Consider the following 19,352-nt stretch of genomic DNA (forward strand, 5'->3'; position numbering starts at 1 on the left):
CAGGAAATAACCGTACGCAGTGTACAGGCACACGGCGTGTTACAATTGATTTCTAATCATCGGCAATTGTAATGCCTTGGTGATTAACTGACTTCGGCTGTAGCAGTTGAGTTTATTTTTAGCTGCATTAAGATGGTCCTCAACAGTTCTTGGGGAAAGATTTAATTGTTGACCAATTTGTTTTACTGTCATTCCTTGGACCAAATAATACAAGCATTTAATTTGCTGTGTTGTGAGCTGATTGTTAGAGTTTTGAGTTAACGAATGAGATGGATTATCGTGACCTATAATGCTTGGCTCGTGCATCGACGTAAAGAATGAGGTGTCAGAATCAATCAAAAATGAGATCCCCACAATGCCAATGATCTTTCCATGTCGTGTATACAAGGGTGCCTTTCGACTGATGTAGTGTCGTAAAGGGCCATTATCGAACTGAACGGCTTCAATAAAGGTTTTCACTTGATTCTGTTGGACAATCGTTGCATCATTTTTCATGAGGATGGGAGCTTGCTCTTTCCATAACAAATCAGCGTCCATTTTTCCCTTTATATCTTCTGTTTGCATCTTGTTAACGCATAACATGGTATGGTTGCAGTCTAAATAGCGCCCTTTTTTATCTTTTACATAGACATTCGCCAGAGTAGTATCCAAAATATTGTCTGTACTGGTTGTTGGAGTGGATTCAGTACACATAAAGTGGGCTAGTTCACGCGTTATCATAATATATCGATAATAAATTCTTCGATTTATTATACAATAATGTTCAACTTATGTACATAAATTCCTTTCCCCAAACAGGTAAATGATTTCGTTACACTAAGCCATCAAGGCAACAGTCTCAAATAATGAATCCTCTAGCTAATAAACAAAGCGCTTAACCTTCTGAATCGGAACAATGAACAATGATGCATAAGGTATGCCCCATTCCCCACATACACACAAGACAAGTAAATAGAAATAGCATATGCACTATGGACGTATTACTAAAATAAAAGACCTGGAAAAAAATAGAAAAACACATTAAGAGTAATGCAGACAATACACCATATAATGATCTTAAACTTTCAACTGGCTTTCCGGCAAAATAAGCGAGCAAAAAGACATATATTGAAATAGCAAATAAGATAGGATCCGATTTCTCTTTGACATCATACAAATATATATGCTCAAAAAGTAGAATAGCTATGCCTAATAACACAGTTAATGAGAGAAGTCTCAATAGCGCTTTACTCTGTTTTTTTATAGAAAAAAATTGCATCAATACATTCATCGGGTCAGTGTTTCATTTTTTATTTTTATGTCTTATTATTTTGCTGGTAATTTAAGAACTTGAACACCGTATTGATCACGGTGTTTCAAGATTACTCACACCAAGACCCTAGCCATCGAATGAAGAGGAGCTCCAACCTCTCCCTCAAGATAAATGTTGAAAAAATTGGATGTCCTTTTCGTAGGCACAATCCCTCCATCGCATGGGCCTTATCGACCTCGTGAATCGAATCCTGCCTTTCTTAAGAAGAACATGAACTCAGAGCATCATATACCATTAATACCGATAGTGATTATTAAAAATTCAGATACATCAACAAGTTCAAGCTCCCTTAGGAACAAACTCATGCTGGCAAAATAAATGCTCCTGTTGAACTGATAAAAGCTATGTTATATTGCTTTTCATTTAACAGTTGTATCGTGACTCATAAATCCCCTTCCGAACCCTCTTATTTCAAAAGAAGCGTCCGATTTTTATTTGATTATTTTAAAAATTCAAACAATAAACGCAGGGCTTATTGGTTACTTTCTGGCAGCGTACTTAGTGTTTTAACCTTATCTGCTCTTGGTTTTATCCTGGGATGGTGGTGCTTCCCCTATATTTTTGCGGCATTTATTGCCAAGGATTTAACTCTTTTTGCAATAGGAATAGGGGCTGGACTTTTGATTGCAGGAGGTATGGCTGGATTTAATTATTTGGCAAACCTACTAAAAAATAGTTTGTATGTTGATTGGCGCTCTTGGCTAACAAAAAAAATAATCAATCAGTACTTAAAGAATAAAACGAATTATCTGGAAATTTCCAGAGTTTACAAAAATCTGGATAACCCGGAACAACGCATTCAAGAAGATATCGATAAAATTGTTGACTCATCCCTGGAGCTCACCTTGGGATTTATCGATAATTTTTCTAATCTTGCAATTTACATCACCCTCTTGGGGATAGCTGGCAGCTCCATATCGTTCATGTTTTTAGGTCCTGGCTACTTAATCTTAACGGCACTATTAATAGGAAGTATCTCCTCCCTGATTGGTTACTATATAAGCAATCACTTGAATAAATTGACCAACGAGGAGACTAAGGCACAGTCCAATTTGCGAGGAACGCTACACCAAATCAAGAATTCCTCTGAAGAAATTGCCATTGAACAGGCAGAGAAGTACTACAAAAATCGTCTTGAACATGAAGTGGATTCCTTAAATACAACAACCACAAACCGATTATCTATTGAAAACAGAGTCAAAACATTTAATGTCTTCAATGGTATTTTTCAAGCAATTGCTCCATTCATAATTGCAATTCCTTTATACATCACCGATCTGATTAGTTTGGATGTTTTTTATTCTGTTGGCTACTACTTTTCCATGGTCGCTCGCTCACTCAACTGGTTTATTCAATCCTTTGAAGTAATTAATAAATTTAGAACAAGCCTTAATCGTATTGATGAGTTACAAACCATTTTAAATAATGGGGATGAAGGCGAGTCAACACACAAAATTATTCATAAAATAGGTCGAGATACTAAAAATCTCGAGGTAAAAAACTTGGAGCTTAAATTACATGGTCGTCCTGAATTGCTTATAAAGGGGCTGAATTTAAAATTCACTCCAGGCATACATACACTCATTCAAGCCCCTTCAGGAACAGGAAAAAGCAGTTTATTTAAAGCAATAGCAGGCACTTGGTTATCTGGAGAGGGTGAGGTTTTTATTCCTAAAAGTCGGGAGTCGATTTATTTTTTACCCCAAAAGCCGACTCTTCCTGATGATACGCTAAGAAATGTGCTTGCTTATCCAGATGCATATTGTCCTTATTCAGATGAAACCTTAGCTCATGCTCTAAAAGCCGTGAACCTGGAAGCACTTGCTGCTAAATTAGATGAAAAAATCGGCTTTAAATCTTTGGGGGAACAACAACGAATCGCCTTTGCTCGTGTCTTGTTAAGAAGGCCAGAATGGCTGTTTTTGGATGAGGTCACCGCTTCTTTAGATGAAGACACAGAGGAACAAGTCTATCAATTGATCAAGAAAACGCTCCCAGAAACAACAATCATCAGTATCGCTCATCGCTCAACAGTCAAGCGTCATCATGATAATATTTTATTTTTTAGCACCAATGAACAAAAAGAGGTGCAGGTAAAAGAAAGTAGGATTTTAGATGGGTACGCCAAGAATGTAGGTGCCCAGTTCGGCAAATAGCAACTGTCTTGAATTAACAAATCACTTCAAGACAGTCACTGTGCTAGTTTTTCATTAAATTAGAGCGTGTTATTTAATTTCATTACAGCTGGCTCTTGTTGAGCTCGTTTCGGGGCTCTGAAAAACCCAAAATTTAAAAGATTGGTTTGTACATATGCTGGACGTCGACTTTCTTCTGTTTTCTGTGCCTCACCAGACACTAAAGGGAGATCAACGAGTAGATTGTCGGGTTTATCAAGATCAGGCTCATTATCCGATGAGAGTAAGAAATCCAAGCTCATACGCTCATCCAAAATAGGAAGTTCTTTATTTTCCGACCCATTCCAGTCCTGTGTATCCTCTTCCCACTGATTGAACTCCGCCCAAAATTCTTCACTATAGAAAGAATCAGGATGCTCCCCAGTTTGAATGACCTCAGATACCGCCAATTCACCGGAGCACTCTCCTGAACTTGCTTGTCCTTCTGTACTCAAAAGCGCACTGTCTTCATCATCAGAGTCTTCAAATACCAGCGGCTCCACAATTTTATCTAAAGCCTCCCCTTTTGAAAAACCAACAATGGAAATACGGTGCCAACTGGAATTGGTTACTCCATTGGTAGGAACTAATTTCGTGTTGCAATGAACATACTTATCGAAGTCCCATAACAATAAATCGCCTTCGTTCAAATCAAAATAGATGCCTTCGAAATAGGATTGACGGTTGCTTGACGAAAAACCGCATACACCTGGAAAGAATGTGTATGAGCCCTCATAAGTTCGCTGAGTATTATCCTGACTCTTAGATGGATAGATAACAAATAAAGGACTTAATCCATAGAGGGGAAACTTATTGTGGTCGACATGCGCCGTGGTTTGTTTATCATAATTTGCCTCAGCAGCCAAAAGATACTTGGAACCATTGATCGTAAAGCTGGATGCATACCCCATTACCTGGCAACGTCTTGCGTATTCAAGAGGTGCACAATCCGCATAGATTGTTTCTGCTGTAGCAATAAGTGGTGCAAGCCCTTCTTCGATTGCAAATTTTTTCTCTGAAAATTGGGTAGGTCTTATCCGATGCAGTTTTATTCCAAGTATCCCAAATGGAGCTGAACGGATATTTCGACTAGCTCCATTCTTTGGTTTTGCTTCCTCTGCAGATACAGCCCCCATTCTATTTAACTGGCTTGAGGTTACCGATGCTAACTCATTACGCAATCGATCAGAGATCATGTCGGGTTTAATTGCACCAATACGGTAGATACCAATCAGCTTGCCTTTGGCATCATAAAAGTTAGTATCCTGAACAATTTTTAGCGAGGTAGAAAAAGGTTCATCAAAAACATCACTCATTTTAATTTTTTTATTCAGGTTCTCAAACAGAGTTATTTTGGGAATCATATTCTCATCGGACATATTATCTTGAGGAGCCTCAACAGGCGTTTCAACCTGAGCCATAGGGGCTCGCATGACTATATTCTTAAAAGGTTTTTTTCGCTTAATGAGATCGTAACTGACGTTAATCGCTGATTTTAATTTTTTTATTTCTTTTGTGCTTAAATCAAAATTGAGTTTAGCCAGGTGATCAATGAGTATTTGACCCAGTTGATCTCCAGACTTGCGTTGTAGGTAGAGGCTATACATCAAATGATGTTGGTATAAATAAATTAGATTCTGAGCCGCTAAAGAAGGATTTATCTTTATATTGGGGATAATTTGATCGGCAACGTATTGACGTCTTTTTGTTTCATCCTGATATAAAGCTGATCGTGGCAGACTATTATTACTTTTTTTTACAGTGAACGGAAATGTAATATGATGGGAATAGATAAATTTCGTTCTAAGTGGCTCTGGAAACCCTACTTTGATTTCATCGCTAAGGACATCACGTTGTCCTATCGAGGATATGTGCTGCATAGAAAGCCGACGATTATAGGCTTCATTTTTTCGTAGCATTTCCCACTGCATCTGTTGGTATGCTTGCGGATCACCTTTAGCCTGTTGCTTAATAAATGCATTTAAATCAGGTGAAATTAATTTTCTTGTAATTTTAACTTTTTTTGAAGGGGCTTGGGTTGGAGTACTTGCCTCCTTTTCCTTGCCTTTTTCAGGAGAAGATGTCTCTAAAGAGGAATCTGATTTCAATTTTTTTGCTGGAGGAGGAGTCGCTTGTTGGGCAGATGCGGTTTGCTGCGGAGAACACACATAGTTTCTTTTTCTAGTCAGAGCAGTAATACTACTTTGGGCTTGATCGAATTTTTGTTCCATAGGAAAAACCTCATTTTATTTTTATTATTAAAAGAAAAGAATGAAATTCTAATCAGGCACAGTATCGCGAATATGAATAAAAATGTCGAACATATTTTGCGCTATCCGTCATAAAAAATGCGCAGATGGTTAACTATAACCAGTTGTTCATACCCTCTTACTTGAACTATTGTGATATGCGATGCTGAGGAAACTGGGATTGGAGCGCTCCCCTTGGGTTACATTTGTCCCTGTTTTTGAAAATTAACTCTAAAGAATACAAGATGCACTCCTGTCTTCTTTAGCAACATTTTCTATCAATAAAAGACGAGCAGCGTATGAATGCGCATTGGTGCTTTTTAAAAAAGTCATGTACCTGCTGTAAGGTCAGTATGATGATTTTTTAATTATGCAATCTTACACACGTGAGTTCGACACTATTTTAAGCGTTGATCATAAAAAAATGATTCGATGAAAATTGAATATCGAACTCACGTTATACTTGTTTTTTATTAACTTAGAGCGTTTTAGTTAATGTCATTACAGGGGACTCTTGTTGAGCTCGTTTCGGGGCTTTGAAAAACCCAAAATTTAAAAGATTGGTTTGTACGTATACAGGAGGTCGACTTTCTTCTGTTTTCTGTGCCGCTCCTGACACTAGAGAGTTGTCAACGATTAGATTGTCGGGTTTATCGAGATCAAACTCCTTATCCGATGGGAGTAAGAAATCCAAGTCCATCAACTTATCCCAATCCATATTTTCCGCTCCATCCGAACCATTCCGGTCCAGTGTATCCTGTCCCCCCAGATTGAACTCCGCCCAAAATTCCTCACTAGAGAAAGAATCAGGATGCTCCCCAGTTTGAGTGACCTCAGAAAGCGCCAATTCACCGAAGCTCTGTTCTGAGCTTGTTTCTCCCTCTGTACTCAGAAGCGCACTGTCTTCATCATCAGAGTCTTCAAATACCAGCGGTGCCACAATTTTATTTAGAGCCTCCCCTTTTGAAAAACCGATAATGGAAATACGGTGCCAATTGCACTGGGTTACTCCATTGGTTGGAACTAATTTCGTGTTGCAATGAACATACTTATCGAAGTCCCATAACAATAAGTCACCTTCGTTCAAATCAAAATAGATGCCTTCAAAAGAGGATTGGGCGTCACTTGAGAAAGAACCACATACACCAGGAAAAAATGTGTATAAGCCCTCATAAGTTCGCTGACTCTTAGCTGGATAGATAACAAATAAAGGACTTAATCCATAGAGAGGAAACTTCGTGTCATCGACATGCGCCGTGGTTTGTTTATCATAATTGGCTTTAGCAGCCAAAAGATAATTGGAACCATTGAGCATAAAGCTGGATGCATACCCCATTACCTGGCAACGTCTTGCGTATTCAAGGGGTGCAGACTCTGCATAGATTGTTTCAGCCGTAGCAAATAGTGGTGCAAGCCCTTCTTCGATGGCAAATTTTTTCTCTGAAAATTGGGTGGGTCTTATCCGACTCAGTTGTATTCCTAGTATCCCGAATGGAGCTGAATGGATGTTTCGACTTGCTCCATTCTTTTGTTTTACCTCCTCTAAAGCTCCAGCCCCCATTCTATTTAATTGTTTTTGGGTAACCGAAGCAAACGCCTTACGCAATCGATCCGATATCATATCGGGTTTAACTGCACCAACACGGTATATACCAATCAGCTTGCCGTTGTCATCATAAAAATTAGTATCCTGCATAATTTTAAGCGAGTTAGAAAAGGGTTCATCAAAAACATCATGGATGTTCACTTTTTTATTAGGGTTCTCAGACAGAGTTATTTTGCGAATCTTATCCTCATCGGACATACTGTCTTGAGGAACCTCAACAGGAGTTTCAACCTGGACCATAGGGGCTCCCATGACTAGATTCTTAAACGGTTTTCTATTCTTAATGAGCTCGTAACTGGCGTTAATCGCTGATTTTAATTTTTTTATTTCTTTTGTGCTTAAAAAACAATTGAGTTTAGCCAGGTGATCAATGAGTATTTGACCCAGTTGATTTCCAGACTTGCGTTGCAGGTAGAGGCTGTACATCAAATGATGTTGGTATAAATAAATTAAATTCTGAGCCGCTAAGGAGGGATTTATCTTGATATTGGGAATAATTTCCTCGGCAACGTATCGACGTCTTTTTGTTTCATCTTGATACAACGCTGATCGTGACAGACTAGTATTCGTTTTTTTTACCGTGAACGGGAATGTAATGTGATGGGAATAGATAAATTTAGTTCTAAGTCGTTCTGGTAACCCTCTTTTGATTTCATTGCGAAGGTCATCACGTTGTCCTATCGAGGATATGTCCTGCATAGAAAGCCGACAATTATACGCTTCATTTTTTTGTAGCATTTCCCTCTGCACCAGTTCGTATGATCGAGGATTACCTTCAGCCTGTTGCTCAATAAATGCATTTAAATCAGGTGAAATTAATTTTCTTATAATTTGACCTTTTTTAGGGGGGGCTGGGGTTGAAGTACTTGCCTCCTTTTTCTTGCCTTTTGCAAGAGCAGAGGTCTCCCCAGTTTGAGTGACCTCAGAAAGCGCCAATTCACCGAAGCTCTGTTCTGAGCTTGTTGGTCCTTCTGTACTCAAAAGCACACTGTCTTCATCATCAGAGTCTTCAAATACCAGCGGCGCCACAAGTTTATCTAAAGCCTCCCCGTTTGAAAAACCGATAATGGAAATACGGTGCCAATTGCACTGGGTTACTCCATTAGTTGGAACTAATTTCGTGTTGCAATGAACATACTTATCGAAGTCCCATGACAATAAATCACCTTCGTTCAAATCAAAATAGATGCCTTCAAAATAGGGTTGGGGGTTGCGTGAGTAAAAACCGAATACACCAGGAAAGAATGTGTATGAGCCTTTATAAGTTCGCTGAGTATTATCCTGACTATTGGGATAGATAACAAATAAAGGACTTAATCCATAGAGAGGAAACTTCGTGTCATCGACATGCGCCGTGGTTTGTTTATCATAATTGGCTTTAGCAGCCAAAAGATACTTGGAACCATTGAGCGTAAAGCTGGATGCATACCCCATTACCTGGCAACGTCTTGCGTATTCAAGGGGTGCAGACTCCGCATAGATTGTTTCTGCTGTAGCAATAAGTGGTGCAAGCCCCTCTTCGATGGCAAATTTGGTCTCTGAAAATTGGGTGGGTCTTATCCGATGCTGTTTTGTTTCTAGTATGCCGAATGGCGCTGAACGGATGTTTCGACTTGCTCCATTTTTTGGTTTTTTTGTTTCTTCTGCAGCGCCAGCCCCCATTTTATTTAATTCACTTTGGGTTACCGCAGCTAACTCATCACGCAATCGATCCGATATCATATCGGGTTGAATTGCACCGATACGGTATATACCAATCAGCTTGCCTTTTTCATCATAAAAATTAGTATCCTGAACAATTTTTAGCGAGGCAGAAAAAGGTTCATCAAAAACATCATTCATGTTAATTTTTTTATCAAGGTTCTCAAACAGAGTTATTTTGGTCATCTTATTCCCCTCGGACATGCTGTCTTGAGGAACCTCAACAGGAGTTTCAACCTGAGCCATAGGGGCTCCCATGACTAGATTCTTAAACGGTTTTTTTCGTTTAATGAGCTTGTAACTGACGTTAATCGCTGATTTTAATTTTTTTATTTCTTTTGTGCTTAAATCACAATATAGGTCATCCAGATGATAAGTAAGTAGTTCACCCAGTTGATCTCCAGACTTGCGTTGCAGGTAGAGGCTATACATCAAATGATGTTGGTATAGATAAATTAGATTCTGAGCCGCTAAGGAGGGATTTATCTTGATATTGGGAATAATTTCCTTGGCGACGTATTGACGTCTTTTTGTCTCATCTTGATACAAGGCTGATCGTGGCAGACTAGTATTCGTTCTTTTTACCGTGAACGGAAATATAGTATGAAGGGAATAGATAAATTTAGTTCTAAGCGGTTCTGGAAAATCGTCTTCCACTTCATCGCTAAAGTCATCAGATTGCCCTATGAGCGATATGTCCTGCATAGAAAGCCGACGATTATACGCTGCATTTTTTCGTAACATTTCCCTCTGTATCTGTTGGTATGCTTGCGGATCACCTTGAGCCTGTTGCTCAATAAATGCATTTAAATCAGGTGAAATTAATTGTCTTATAATTGAACCTTTTTTTGAGGAGGCTCTGGTTGGAGTACTTGCCTCCTTTTCCTTGCCTTTTGCAAGAGCAGAGGTCTCTAAAGAAGAAGCCGATTTCAATTTTTTTGCTGGAGGAGGTATCGCTTGTTGGGCAGAAGCGGTTAGCTGCGGAGAAGACACATAGGTTCTTTTTCTAGTGAGAGCAGTAATACTACTTTGGGCTTGATCGAATTTTTGTTCCATAGGAAAAACCTCATTTTATTTTTATTATTAAAAGAAAAGAATGAAATTCTAATCAGGCACAGTATCTCGAATATGATTAAAAATGTCGAACATATTTTGCGCTATCCGCTATAAAATATGCACAAATGGTTAACTATGGCCAGTTGTCCACACCTTCTTATGTTCACTATTGTGACTCTGGATACCAAGGAAACTGGGATTGGAGCAAACCAACTACCATGAGTGAAGTTGGTTTTTTGCTTGTTTGGGTGAATCGATTTAGACTTGGATTACATTGGTCTTGCTGTTTCACTTAACCTAGAGAATATTACAAGAGCTCCTACTGTGCTCCAGTTCTTGTAGTCTAATTTCCTCTTTAGCATTCTCAACTAATAGAAGACGAGCTGCGTTATTAATATGCATTTGTGCTTTTGTAAAAAAGTCATGCACGTTTCTTAAGGCCTCTATCGTATGATGATTTTTCAAGTAGGCAATCTTATCCGGTAACTCTTTGCAAATATCTTGTGTTTTTTTTACGGTCACTTCGTTTAATGTATCTAAAGTCACGGCAAACTCTCGCATTGACTCTAATATCTCATTAAACTGCGGCTCATAGTGGCTGCTATCAAATTTTTTTACGTTTTGAAAATTTTTTTCTGACTTACCTTCATTTTCGTCATTCAACATTTCAACGGTTAGGCTATGTAGCTTCTGTTTAATTGCTTCCAATGCTTTAATTGTGATTTCTTTTTCTTCAATAATGTAATTCTGGACCGGTTGAACAAGAGGATTTACACTGACTGGATGAATCAATTTCTTTGTAAAAAACTTGGGCATATTAACTATCCTTTTTTAACTAGTGGCGATGGCATTATATTAGTAATCATTTGATTTAAAAAGACTTTAATCCACTTCCCTGCGCAAAAAGTTATTTGAGCAAGTTATGGATTTTGGTCATAAATTAACAGTACATAAGGGGGCAATCGGCAAGTTAACTGGAACTTAAAAAAAACCTATGGATAATATCGTAGTTCGATTTTATTGTGTTCTGGATCCAAAATATAAAGTGAAATGCCTTGTCCATGTGCCCCCCAACGTGCCACGGGACCTTCCTCAATCGCGATACCATGAGATTTGATTCTTTGATACCGCTTGTCCCATTCATGTTTATCAAAGGAAAGACAAAAATGATTTAAATGATTTGCATGCTCATCCTGCTCAGAGATAGTCACTTCTTTGGGGAAAAGATCAATAATCGTATCTGCGTTAATACGGACTGATGGAAAAGAGATTTTGCCCGCACGAAACTCCTCTACTCGCTCTGGATGTAATCCTAAAATCTCCTCGTAAAAGACGAGCATTGTGTCAATATTTCTTACATTAAGCACAAAATGGTCCATTTCAACTTGAGACATAGTTCCCTCAATATTTAAGAATTATTTCTTTCTATTATAGAGTCTAGTTAATTTTTTTATTAATGAGGTTGTTGAGGCTGGATATTGGCGAGAAATTAATGAGCTCGCCATACTTTAAAACTGAGAACCACTACGGGGTGTTTTTTTGTTGCGGTTGTAATGCGGACATCAGATTTTCCTGATAAGCACTAATAAGACTTGATAAACGTTGCTTTTCTTCGTGCGCACTCTTGGGTGATATAGAACCTTCTCTCAATTGGCGCTCTACCAACTCACTTTGCGCATTTAAATTTTGAATGACTTTATGTAAATCTTGAGCGGTAATATCAGGATATTGTTGTTTAAAAAACATTTTAGCCTCTTATTTTGGCAGAATGTTCACATGGTACCTTCTGCCCTTTCCAAGATCAATTGATATTTAACAAAGTGAGTTTCAAAATCCCTCATCCGTCCTAACCAGCCCCACTAAAAGACAAGGAAAACCGGTAGATGTGGCTTATTCCTTTCTCCGTAGTCAATGCATCAGCTGTATGAATTCGATAGATCCGAAGGAGTATAATTTTTAGAAAGTGCTTCTTGCAGTTGCTTTTTGTAATGATGCGTAGGAGTCTCTCCGGTTGATGTTGTGGCACTAATTTTAGGCCGGCAAATTGCGAGTTCTTCATGGAGCATTATTTTTTTATCCTGCATGTTTTTTCGATCGATAATCGCGGTTTTTGAATTAAGTACTCGTTTGGCTTCATCCTCATCTTCCGGCAAAATAACGGGAAATTGACTCACAGCATCCAGATAATTCTTAAGTGCTTTAGGTGGTTGTCCGTGATTCATGAACTCATCAGCGATTAAAGCATATGCCCAAAAATCTCTGAGACTAAAATTGAGTTGATGTTTATTTTCTTGGAGTAGTTCATCCACCTTTGCAAAATCACCGTGGCGTGCGTATGCAAGCATGCGTTCAGGAACTGATAATGCTTGGGATATTTTAAATAAATCGTCAGCATCAATCATGACATCATGCACAACAGGATCTAAACCAAGTTTCAGTGCACAAGCATTAACGGCCCTGATGTTTGCCGGTGAAAAATACGCATGGGTAAAATTATAAAAATCATTTTTGACTTCCTTTCCAGCATGAAATGCATCAAACAATTCGTTCGTGTACTTTCCCGTATCATGCTTAATCGCGCTTCCTATTTTAAATTGCCAATCACCCGATTCGTCTTGATAAAATAGAATGTTTTCATACCCCATGGCATCCAGGATGATATTGGTTTTTTGATAAAAATCGCGATAGTGATTGATAAATTCTATCATGATCTCTCTGAGCTTGGGATCACTATCTAAGCGTTGCAAAATGGCACCGATTCGTGGATCCATGATCGCATATTCTTTAAGGTCTATAGGGGATTGAGAACCTTCCTTATGAATCAGTACTTTATTAAATTGATGAAACAATCCCTTATTGTGTTCCATTAAGTAAGGGTCGAGCTCTGCAGGCTCTATTTTAAAATCAAACTTTATTTTGGATTTGAAGCATTTTTCGTAGGGAACTATCGATAAAGCTGCGTCTCGAGGCTCTTTACCAGGAAGTTTCACTTGCCGGGTAGTATGTTGCTCACGAATGCATCGTTGCTTCCCATCTTTATCAAAGCTATCGTATAAAACAGCATATTTTTTCTCTAATTCTTCAAGCTCCTCAGGATTGGGTTTTTGTTTCATTAACTTAATCACAAAAGGAGCGTCTGGAAAACGATAAAGCACATGAGTTCCCCCCTCGGCAATACGCGCGGCTTGACTTAAATCAATCGCACCCGATTGGGTTTTTGGTGTGGAATCAATAAATTTGACTACTTCGTTTTCTTCAGTTACGGGTATTTCAATCGATTCTTGCATCTTCATTCTTATTTAATTTTGGGTAAGCTCTATTATATTTTGATTAAAATATGAGTTTTGCGCATTGTTCAATAAATTTACACATTATTTGCAGTTGATGCCTTTTTTCCCCATCAACCACAGCGTAGCGAGGGATCTCCTTGCGGCGGTATCGGATTGATGGGAGATCGCTCGCATCGCCTGGAACAGAACGCTTTAAAGCTTAATGCTTAATACGTCCGTTGGATTTTCCATATATTGCCCTTCACAAATAACCTTTGCTCCGAGTTTTATGTACATATTATTTAGTTTAGGATTTAAAGTATCCAGGTAAATTAAATCAGCACCGGATTCAATAGCCAAAGCTTTTGCCTGATTTAAAAGTTGTCGCGCAAAACCTAAACCTCTGAATTTCTCTTCGACAAAAATATAATCAAAATAAATGGCTTTTAAACCGGTATCCTCGGAAATTTTGTCATCCCCTACATCATCTTGAAATGGAAATAATCTTTTTTCAAATAAACCAAACATGGCAACAGGGAGTCCATTAAACGTTGCAACATAAATCTGCTCCTGTTTTTTATGAATATCTCGTTGATAAAATTTCTTATCACTTTGATGCAAATATCCCCATGCTTTCTTGGCCCATGATGCCGTAAGCTTTATGTGAGCCTCTTTATCTTCCTTGAATTGGGATAGTTGTTTAAATTCAAGCGTGTGTGTTTTCCCTGCTGCGGTAAAAAATATCATTTTAACTCCTTTAAACTTATTAAATTTTTATTTTGTTAGGGGTAGTATGCAATTCGCTCATCGAGACAAGATGGCGTAGTTTAAGCACCGAAACGCCACGTACAATCCACACGTCATCTAGAACGTGACAAGGAGTGGCTTATGCGTATTGGCGTGCAAAATTACACTGCAAGATAGTACGATTTGTAAACAGACCCTATTTTTTCAAAGTATTGTCAGGTGCATTTGCGGACCAATGACTCAAATGTTGTTGAGTCCAATCAAAAAGTTTTTGCCCCACAGCCATTCCGACTGCAACTCGTGCTGTTCCCCAACCAATTCTGAATTTTTGTTGAAAAAAACTCAACTGGCTTAAAGGTGGTTTCTCTAGTTTTTTTGATTCATCCCATAACTGCGTGAACACTTCCTTTGCTGGAGGTGATTTGCGGGTCGGTGGGGTGGCATATTGCCTGTTGCGAACGTAATTAAATGGACTTGATGCAATAGTAGCCAACCCCGCAGCACAGGCATTACCAAGAAATTCACGATAAGCTTGCTTTGTGCCAGGTTCTTGATTCTCTGTTGTTGTGGCATTACTTCTCATCAAACTTCGTACCATTTCATACGTACTGCCAAAAACCATATCGCGCGTCACGGTCGCCGTGGTTCCTTTTATAAAAGCTTTATAGCCCCCTTGCGCCCACATCTCTCGCATACTGGAGCGAAAAGAGGCGTCCTCTTTTCCCCATGTATGATATTTAATCGCAGAAATACTATTGGTTAACACCCCACCAATACTTCCAGCAGCCATACCGACATAAAACTGGGAGACTGCTTGACTAAAGCCTAAATGATGATGAAGGTAGGGGAACAGATAAGAATTCAGTTCGCCTTGAGCAATATAGTAAATACCGCCAAGAAATGTCCGTTGTACCAATGCTTGCGAGAATCCTTGATACGGAGATTTAAAGTGCTCAACGGAAAGAAAAGGGCGATTGTGTTTCACCGATAAATATAAAGCGCGATCCCATGGATTAAAAACTCCAGAGGTGAATACCCCAACAATTAGTCCACTAGCAACATCAATAGGAAACTTTTGTTTATAATTTAGCTTGGGATCACGCTCATTGGTTTGTTCTTTCACACTTTTACCTATCATATCGAATACCCCATAATTGAATGATCCCAAACATTATTGCCCCTCATCATGTGACTTGGTTTGACATTTTAAGAGTACGACTTATTCAAAATAGAAGTGATTCTATGAGAACAACTGCTCTAATGCATTGAAATTTTAAAGAATTTCTTGCTGAAGAAAAAAAAACGACAGGTCATAGCCTCTATTGAGGTGGGTAGTGAATGATATCATGGATGCGCGATAGTTCATTGGTTGGATTCCGGTAGCCATGCGATTGATTGGCATTAAAACGAAGACCCTCTCCTTTGGAAAGTGTTTTCCAGCATCCGCCTAACAAAATCTCAATAGTTCCATCCACAACAAGGACATGCTCAATAACTCCATGTTTATGAGGAGGTGAAAGATGTTCACATCCGGGCAATAACTCAATCACAAACAATTCAAAATGCAGCTGCTCATCAAAAGGAAACAAGGGAAGTACTCGTATTTTTTGGTCATCTGGATGCAAAATTTCGGCATCCCCAGTTCTATAAACTGGATTGACTGAATGATTGAGGCTGTCTTCTATAAACGAGGAAAAGGAGGTTTGAAACCCACTCGCAATTTTCCATAAGGTAGAAATGGTTGGGCTTGATTCTTCTCGCTCAATTTGCCCCAGCATCGCTTTAGAAACACCGGTTTCAATCGCCGTTTTATCTAAACTCCAACCTCGCTCTTGTCTTAATGATTTTAATGTTTTTGCAATACGTTTTGAAATTACTTGCATTATGTCCCTTATTAAAAAAGCTTGTGCGTTTTAACGCACGAGTATATACTGTATTATTATGCGTTATAACGCACGAATTGTGAAGTAGATTGAGGAGAACTGTATGGTTGAACAACCTTTTAAAAACAAACTGGTTGCTGTGCTTAATAAACGTATTGAGCCAGGAAAAGTGATGAATGCACTTGCTCATATGTGTATTGGTTTAGGTGCAGTGATTGGTGAAAAAGAACTGCGTTTAACCGATTATCGAGATGCTGATGGAGGATCTCACCCGTATATTTCAGAAATACCTTTTATCATTCTTAGTGAGAACTCCAATAAAATTAGAACATTACGCCAGAATGCTTTAGCAAAAAATGTTCTTTTTAATGATTTTACCGATACCATGACTGTTGGCACCTATCAGGAGCAAATTGAAAGAACAGCACAGGTTAAAGAGAACGATCTGATTTACTACGGCATTGTTTTGTTTGGCGATTGGGACGTGGTAACCGAACTCACTAGAAAGTGTTCTTTGTGGCGATGACCGGTTGGTAATTATGATGAATCAAGAGAAAAACTTAAGTAAAAGCGCGCAAATCATACACGATTTTTTATATCAAAAGGGGGTATCGTGTGAGGTTAAGGAACTTGACTCGAGCACACGCACTGCAAAAGATGCCGCGGATACTTTAGGATGTGGTGTTGCACAAATTGTGAAGTCACTCTTGTTTCGTACTGAGCAAACCCACAAACCGGTATTGGTATTAGCAAGTGGTGTTAATCAGGTGAATGAACGCCTCGTTGGGAGTCTCATCAATGAACCTATTAGGAAAGCTGATGCAGATTTTACACGAGAGATCACTGGTTTTGCGATTGGTGGAGTCCCGCCCGTTGGACATAAACAGGTGATTAATACTGTTCTTATCGATGAAGATTTGTTACACCATCAGGTCCTCTGGGCAGCAGCAGGAACGCCCAATGCTGTGTTTTCATTAGCTCCTGACGAACTGAAACAGTTAACCAATGGGATAGTAGTTAAGGTTAGAGAATAATTCATGCAAAAAATATTTTGGGATAATCCCTATCAACGCCAATTAATGACTAAAGTGGTGTCAGTCAATGAAAATCGACTACTTTTTGCAGAAACTATAGGTTTTTCGTTTTCTGGTGGACAGGAAAGTGATAAGGTTCGCGTAAATGGTTTGATCGTCACTCATTCTGAAATAGAAGATGACTTGCTTTATTATACATTACCTTCGGGGCATGGGCTTTCTGAAGGGGATGTTGTCCTTATGGAAATTGACTTTGTTCGTCGCTACAAATTGATGCGCCTTCATTTTGCCGCTGAATTAATCCTGGAACTGGTCCAAAGAATGCTTCCCGTTGAAAAAATAGGTGCTCATATTGCTGAGCATAAGGCGAGAATCGATTTTAACTGTAAGCACAATATCTCGGATATCTTTGACTCTCTTCTGCTTGAATACAATCAAATTATTGCAAAAGATATGCCTATACGCACTGGGTTTTCTGATGAGCAGAGTCAAAGACGTTATTGGGAAATCGAAGGATTTTCCAGGGTATCTTGTGGTGGAACACATGTAAAGTCAACCGCTGAAGTGGGTTATATTACGCTAAAAAGAGTAAATGTGGGTAAAGGTAAAGAGCGAATCGAAATTTATCTGATGCAATAAGTCAGCCTATATATAACCTTTATGAGGGTTAGCTTTGACTCTTTAGATTTCTTTGCATGCGTCATTCGTGACACAGTCTAAGCAATACCCATCCTAAGCTAGGCATTAATAATACATTAATATTATTCTGTTATAATACAATATGATTACTACAAAAGTGTTTTAAAGTAATTGGCTTGAGCGAAAACAAAGGAGTCATCATAAAATGAAGTTCTATAACAACCTAGAATCCTTTATTTTTGCCTATCAGACGGGTTCCTTCGCTAAAGCAGCGAAACAACTGAATATCACGCAAGCCGCAGTTTCAATTCACATAAAAAACCTAGAAATTTATCTTGGCGAAACCCTCTTTGAACGAAATGCCAAATGCATTTTACCCACTCAAGCGGCTAAAAAGCTTTTTTCATTAATTTCAGAACCTTTTGATAAAATTAGAGACGTGGCCGAAAATTTCTCAAAATACACCAATTTCATGAGTGGCGAAATCTATATAAGTTGTGTCAATGAGTTCGCCCAGAATTTAATAATGAAATCAATCGGGGTATGCCTTGAACATGAAATTAAATTAAGAATTAATTACATCCCTAGAGATTCAGAAATTATTAATGAATTACAAAATAATACAATCGATTTTGGTATTACATCGATCAAATACGACAATCCTAATTTTGAATTTGTTAAATTATTTGATGATGAGCTGGTACTTGTTGGCACTGAGCGATGGGAAAAATACATCGATATAACGACAGAATCTACGTTTCATGAAAGTCTTAAACACTTACGGTGGCTTAGTTATGGAAATGAGATACCTTTTATTCAAAGGTATTTTGAGCTTGCGCTAGATATAGCTCCTAATTTCATTGAACCCTCTCTTACGTTTACGGATCTCAATGGCTTAGTTCAGTCGGTTATCAATGGTTATGGGGTCGCGTGCCTACCTAGATCTTATTTATTGCCTCATTTGGAAAATAAATTAATCGTGCAGCTCTATTATCCAGAGCCTCCTCCTCGATACTCTTTATATTTGGTTTATAGAGCTAAAAGTTTATTGCATAAACGCATGAAATTTTTTAAGGATCTTGCTGCTAAATCAGCTCTTGATTAACTCAGTTTATTCACTTCGTACTCTTTTTTTCTACTTTTTTCTGGCCCTTTGTGGATTTAAGTGGCCTTAAGCGATTTTGTTCTTAGCAATACCCAATTATTATGACTTCAAACCTGAAAAGTGGGTTAGGACCAAAATCCCAAGTTATCTGCTGCTATTTCGCTTGTTCAGAATAGAGCAATGAATCATGATAGTTCGTTTGATCCCATATTTCATCTTCAGATAAGCATGTTTCTATAAACTCAATTACCGCACCGTGTTCCTCAATCATCGCGACTCTAAAATTTTTTATAGGAAAATAAGGCTCCAGAAGAACATGTTTTCCTTTTATCGCTTCATCGATACTCTCTACTTTATAGGCGATATGCGGTTGCGTTTGAATTAACGGATGTAGAGGGCAATTAGGACCAAATCGATGATATTGAATTCGGCCAGGTAATTCCCCACCGGAGGTATACGTATCCATAAGGGAGCTATAACGCTCACCCGGACGGGGTTCTGTTATCGGAATTCCAACATGATGATATTGATAATTCATAATCGACTACTCAATGCTTCAACTGAATTACATTGTACC

General features: G+C 38.5%; 17 protein-coding genes. 5 read left to right on the forward strand and 12 right to left on the reverse strand.

Features of this window, described 5'->3' with window-relative positions; all coding sequences use genetic code 11:
* Window positions 1-39: 39 nt before the first annotated feature.
* Both OQJ13_RS06090 and OQJ13_RS06095 read right to left on the reverse strand, forming a co-directional pair.
* Window positions 40-720: a helix-turn-helix transcriptional regulator gene (locus tag OQJ13_RS06090; RefSeq protein ID WP_265709917.1), complete on the reverse strand. Its 681-nt coding sequence runs from the start codon at window positions 718-720 to the stop codon at window positions 40-42.
* A gap of 154 nt (window positions 721-874) precedes the next feature.
* Window positions 875-1,258 (reverse strand): hypothetical protein, encoded by a 384-nt coding sequence (locus tag OQJ13_RS06095; protein ID WP_265709919.1) that lies wholly within the window; start codon window positions 1,256-1,258, stop codon window positions 875-877.
* A gap of 431 nt (window positions 1,259-1,689) precedes the next feature.
* On the opposite strand from OQJ13_RS06095, the gene OQJ13_RS06100 reads away from it, so the two are divergent.
* Window positions 1,690-3,468 (forward strand): ABC transporter ATP-binding protein/permease, encoded by a 1,779-nt coding sequence (locus OQJ13_RS06100; protein WP_265709921.1) that lies wholly within the window; start codon window positions 1,690-1,692, stop codon window positions 3,466-3,468.
* 59 nt (window positions 3,469-3,527) lie between these two features.
* Here the strand turns inward: OQJ13_RS06100 and OQJ13_RS06105 are convergent, their stop codons facing one another.
* From OQJ13_RS06105 to OQJ13_RS06145, 9 genes are all read right to left on the reverse strand, one after another.
* Window positions 3,528-5,717 (reverse strand): hypothetical protein, encoded by a 2,190-nt coding sequence (locus OQJ13_RS06105; RefSeq protein ID WP_265709923.1) that lies wholly within the window; start codon window positions 5,715-5,717, stop codon window positions 3,528-3,530.
* A gap of 496 nt (window positions 5,718-6,213) precedes the next feature.
* The gene (locus OQJ13_RS06110; RefSeq protein WP_265709925.1) at window positions 6,214-10,098 is read right to left on the reverse strand and encodes a hypothetical protein; all 3,885 of its coding nucleotides are present in this window, start codon (window positions 10,096-10,098) and stop codon (window positions 6,214-6,216) included.
* 297 nt (window positions 10,099-10,395) lie between these two features.
* A complete protein-coding gene (locus OQJ13_RS06115; RefSeq protein ID WP_265709927.1) occupies window positions 10,396-10,914 on the reverse strand; it encodes a hypothetical protein in 519 nt (172 codons plus the stop codon).
* A 176-nt stretch (window positions 10,915-11,090) separates the two neighbouring features.
* Window positions 11,091-11,492, reverse strand: coding sequence for a VOC family protein (locus tag OQJ13_RS06120; RefSeq protein WP_265709929.1), 402 nt, complete (start codon window positions 11,490-11,492; stop codon window positions 11,091-11,093).
* A gap of 130 nt (window positions 11,493-11,622) precedes the next feature.
* Window positions 11,623-11,844, reverse strand: a complete 222-nt coding sequence (locus OQJ13_RS06125; protein ID WP_265709931.1) for a hypothetical protein — start codon at window positions 11,842-11,844, stop codon at window positions 11,623-11,625.
* 170 nt (window positions 11,845-12,014) lie between these two features.
* Complete coding sequence (locus OQJ13_RS06130) at window positions 12,015-13,385, reverse strand: hypothetical protein (RefSeq protein WP_265709932.1); 1,371 nt, start codon at window positions 13,383-13,385, stop codon at window positions 12,015-12,017.
* Window positions 13,386-13,580: 195 nt separating this feature from the next.
* The gene (locus tag OQJ13_RS06135; protein ID WP_265709933.1) at window positions 13,581-14,114 is read right to left on the reverse strand and encodes a GNAT family N-acetyltransferase; all 534 of its coding nucleotides are present in this window, start codon (window positions 14,112-14,114) and stop codon (window positions 13,581-13,583) included.
* Between the two features lie 196 nt (window positions 14,115-14,310).
* A complete protein-coding gene (locus OQJ13_RS06140) occupies window positions 14,311-15,252 on the reverse strand; it encodes an MC/SLC25 family protein (RefSeq protein ID WP_265709934.1) in 942 nt (313 codons plus the stop codon).
* A gap of 181 nt (window positions 15,253-15,433) precedes the next feature.
* Window positions 15,434-15,997, reverse strand: a complete 564-nt coding sequence (locus OQJ13_RS06145) for a helix-turn-helix domain-containing protein (protein ID WP_265709936.1) — start codon at window positions 15,995-15,997, stop codon at window positions 15,434-15,436.
* Window positions 15,998-16,100: 103 nt separating this feature from the next.
* Between OQJ13_RS06145 and OQJ13_RS06150 the strand changes: the two genes are divergently transcribed.
* The 4 genes from OQJ13_RS06150 to OQJ13_RS06165 all read left to right on the forward strand — a co-directional run bounded on the left by OQJ13_RS06150 (window position 16,101) and on the right by OQJ13_RS06165 (window position 18,775).
* A complete protein-coding gene (locus tag OQJ13_RS06150) occupies window positions 16,101-16,523 on the forward strand; it encodes a DUF2000 domain-containing protein (protein ID WP_265709938.1) in 423 nt (140 codons plus the stop codon).
* 16 nt (window positions 16,524-16,539) lie between these two features.
* Entirely contained in the window at window positions 16,540-17,031 is a 492-nt protein-coding gene (locus OQJ13_RS06155; RefSeq protein WP_265711898.1) for a YbaK/EbsC family protein, read from the forward strand.
* 3 nt (window positions 17,032-17,034) lie between these two features.
* Window positions 17,035-17,670, forward strand: coding sequence for an alanyl-tRNA editing protein (locus OQJ13_RS06160; RefSeq protein WP_265709940.1), 636 nt, complete (start codon window positions 17,035-17,037; stop codon window positions 17,668-17,670).
* 205 nt (window positions 17,671-17,875) lie between these two features.
* A complete protein-coding gene (locus tag OQJ13_RS06165) occupies window positions 17,876-18,775 on the forward strand; it encodes a LysR family transcriptional regulator (protein WP_265709942.1) in 900 nt (299 codons plus the stop codon).
* 154 nt (window positions 18,776-18,929) lie between these two features.
* Here OQJ13_RS06165 and OQJ13_RS06170 read toward each other — a convergent pair whose 3' ends face one another.
* Complete coding sequence (locus OQJ13_RS06170; RefSeq protein ID WP_265709944.1) at window positions 18,930-19,313, reverse strand: helicase; 384 nt, start codon at window positions 19,311-19,313, stop codon at window positions 18,930-18,932.
* Window positions 19,314-19,352: the final 39 nt, after the last annotated feature.

The sequence above is a fragment of the Legionella sp. PATHC035 genome (genome assembly GCF_026191115.1).
Classification (GTDB): Bacteria; Pseudomonadota; Gammaproteobacteria; order Legionellales; family Legionellaceae; genus Legionella.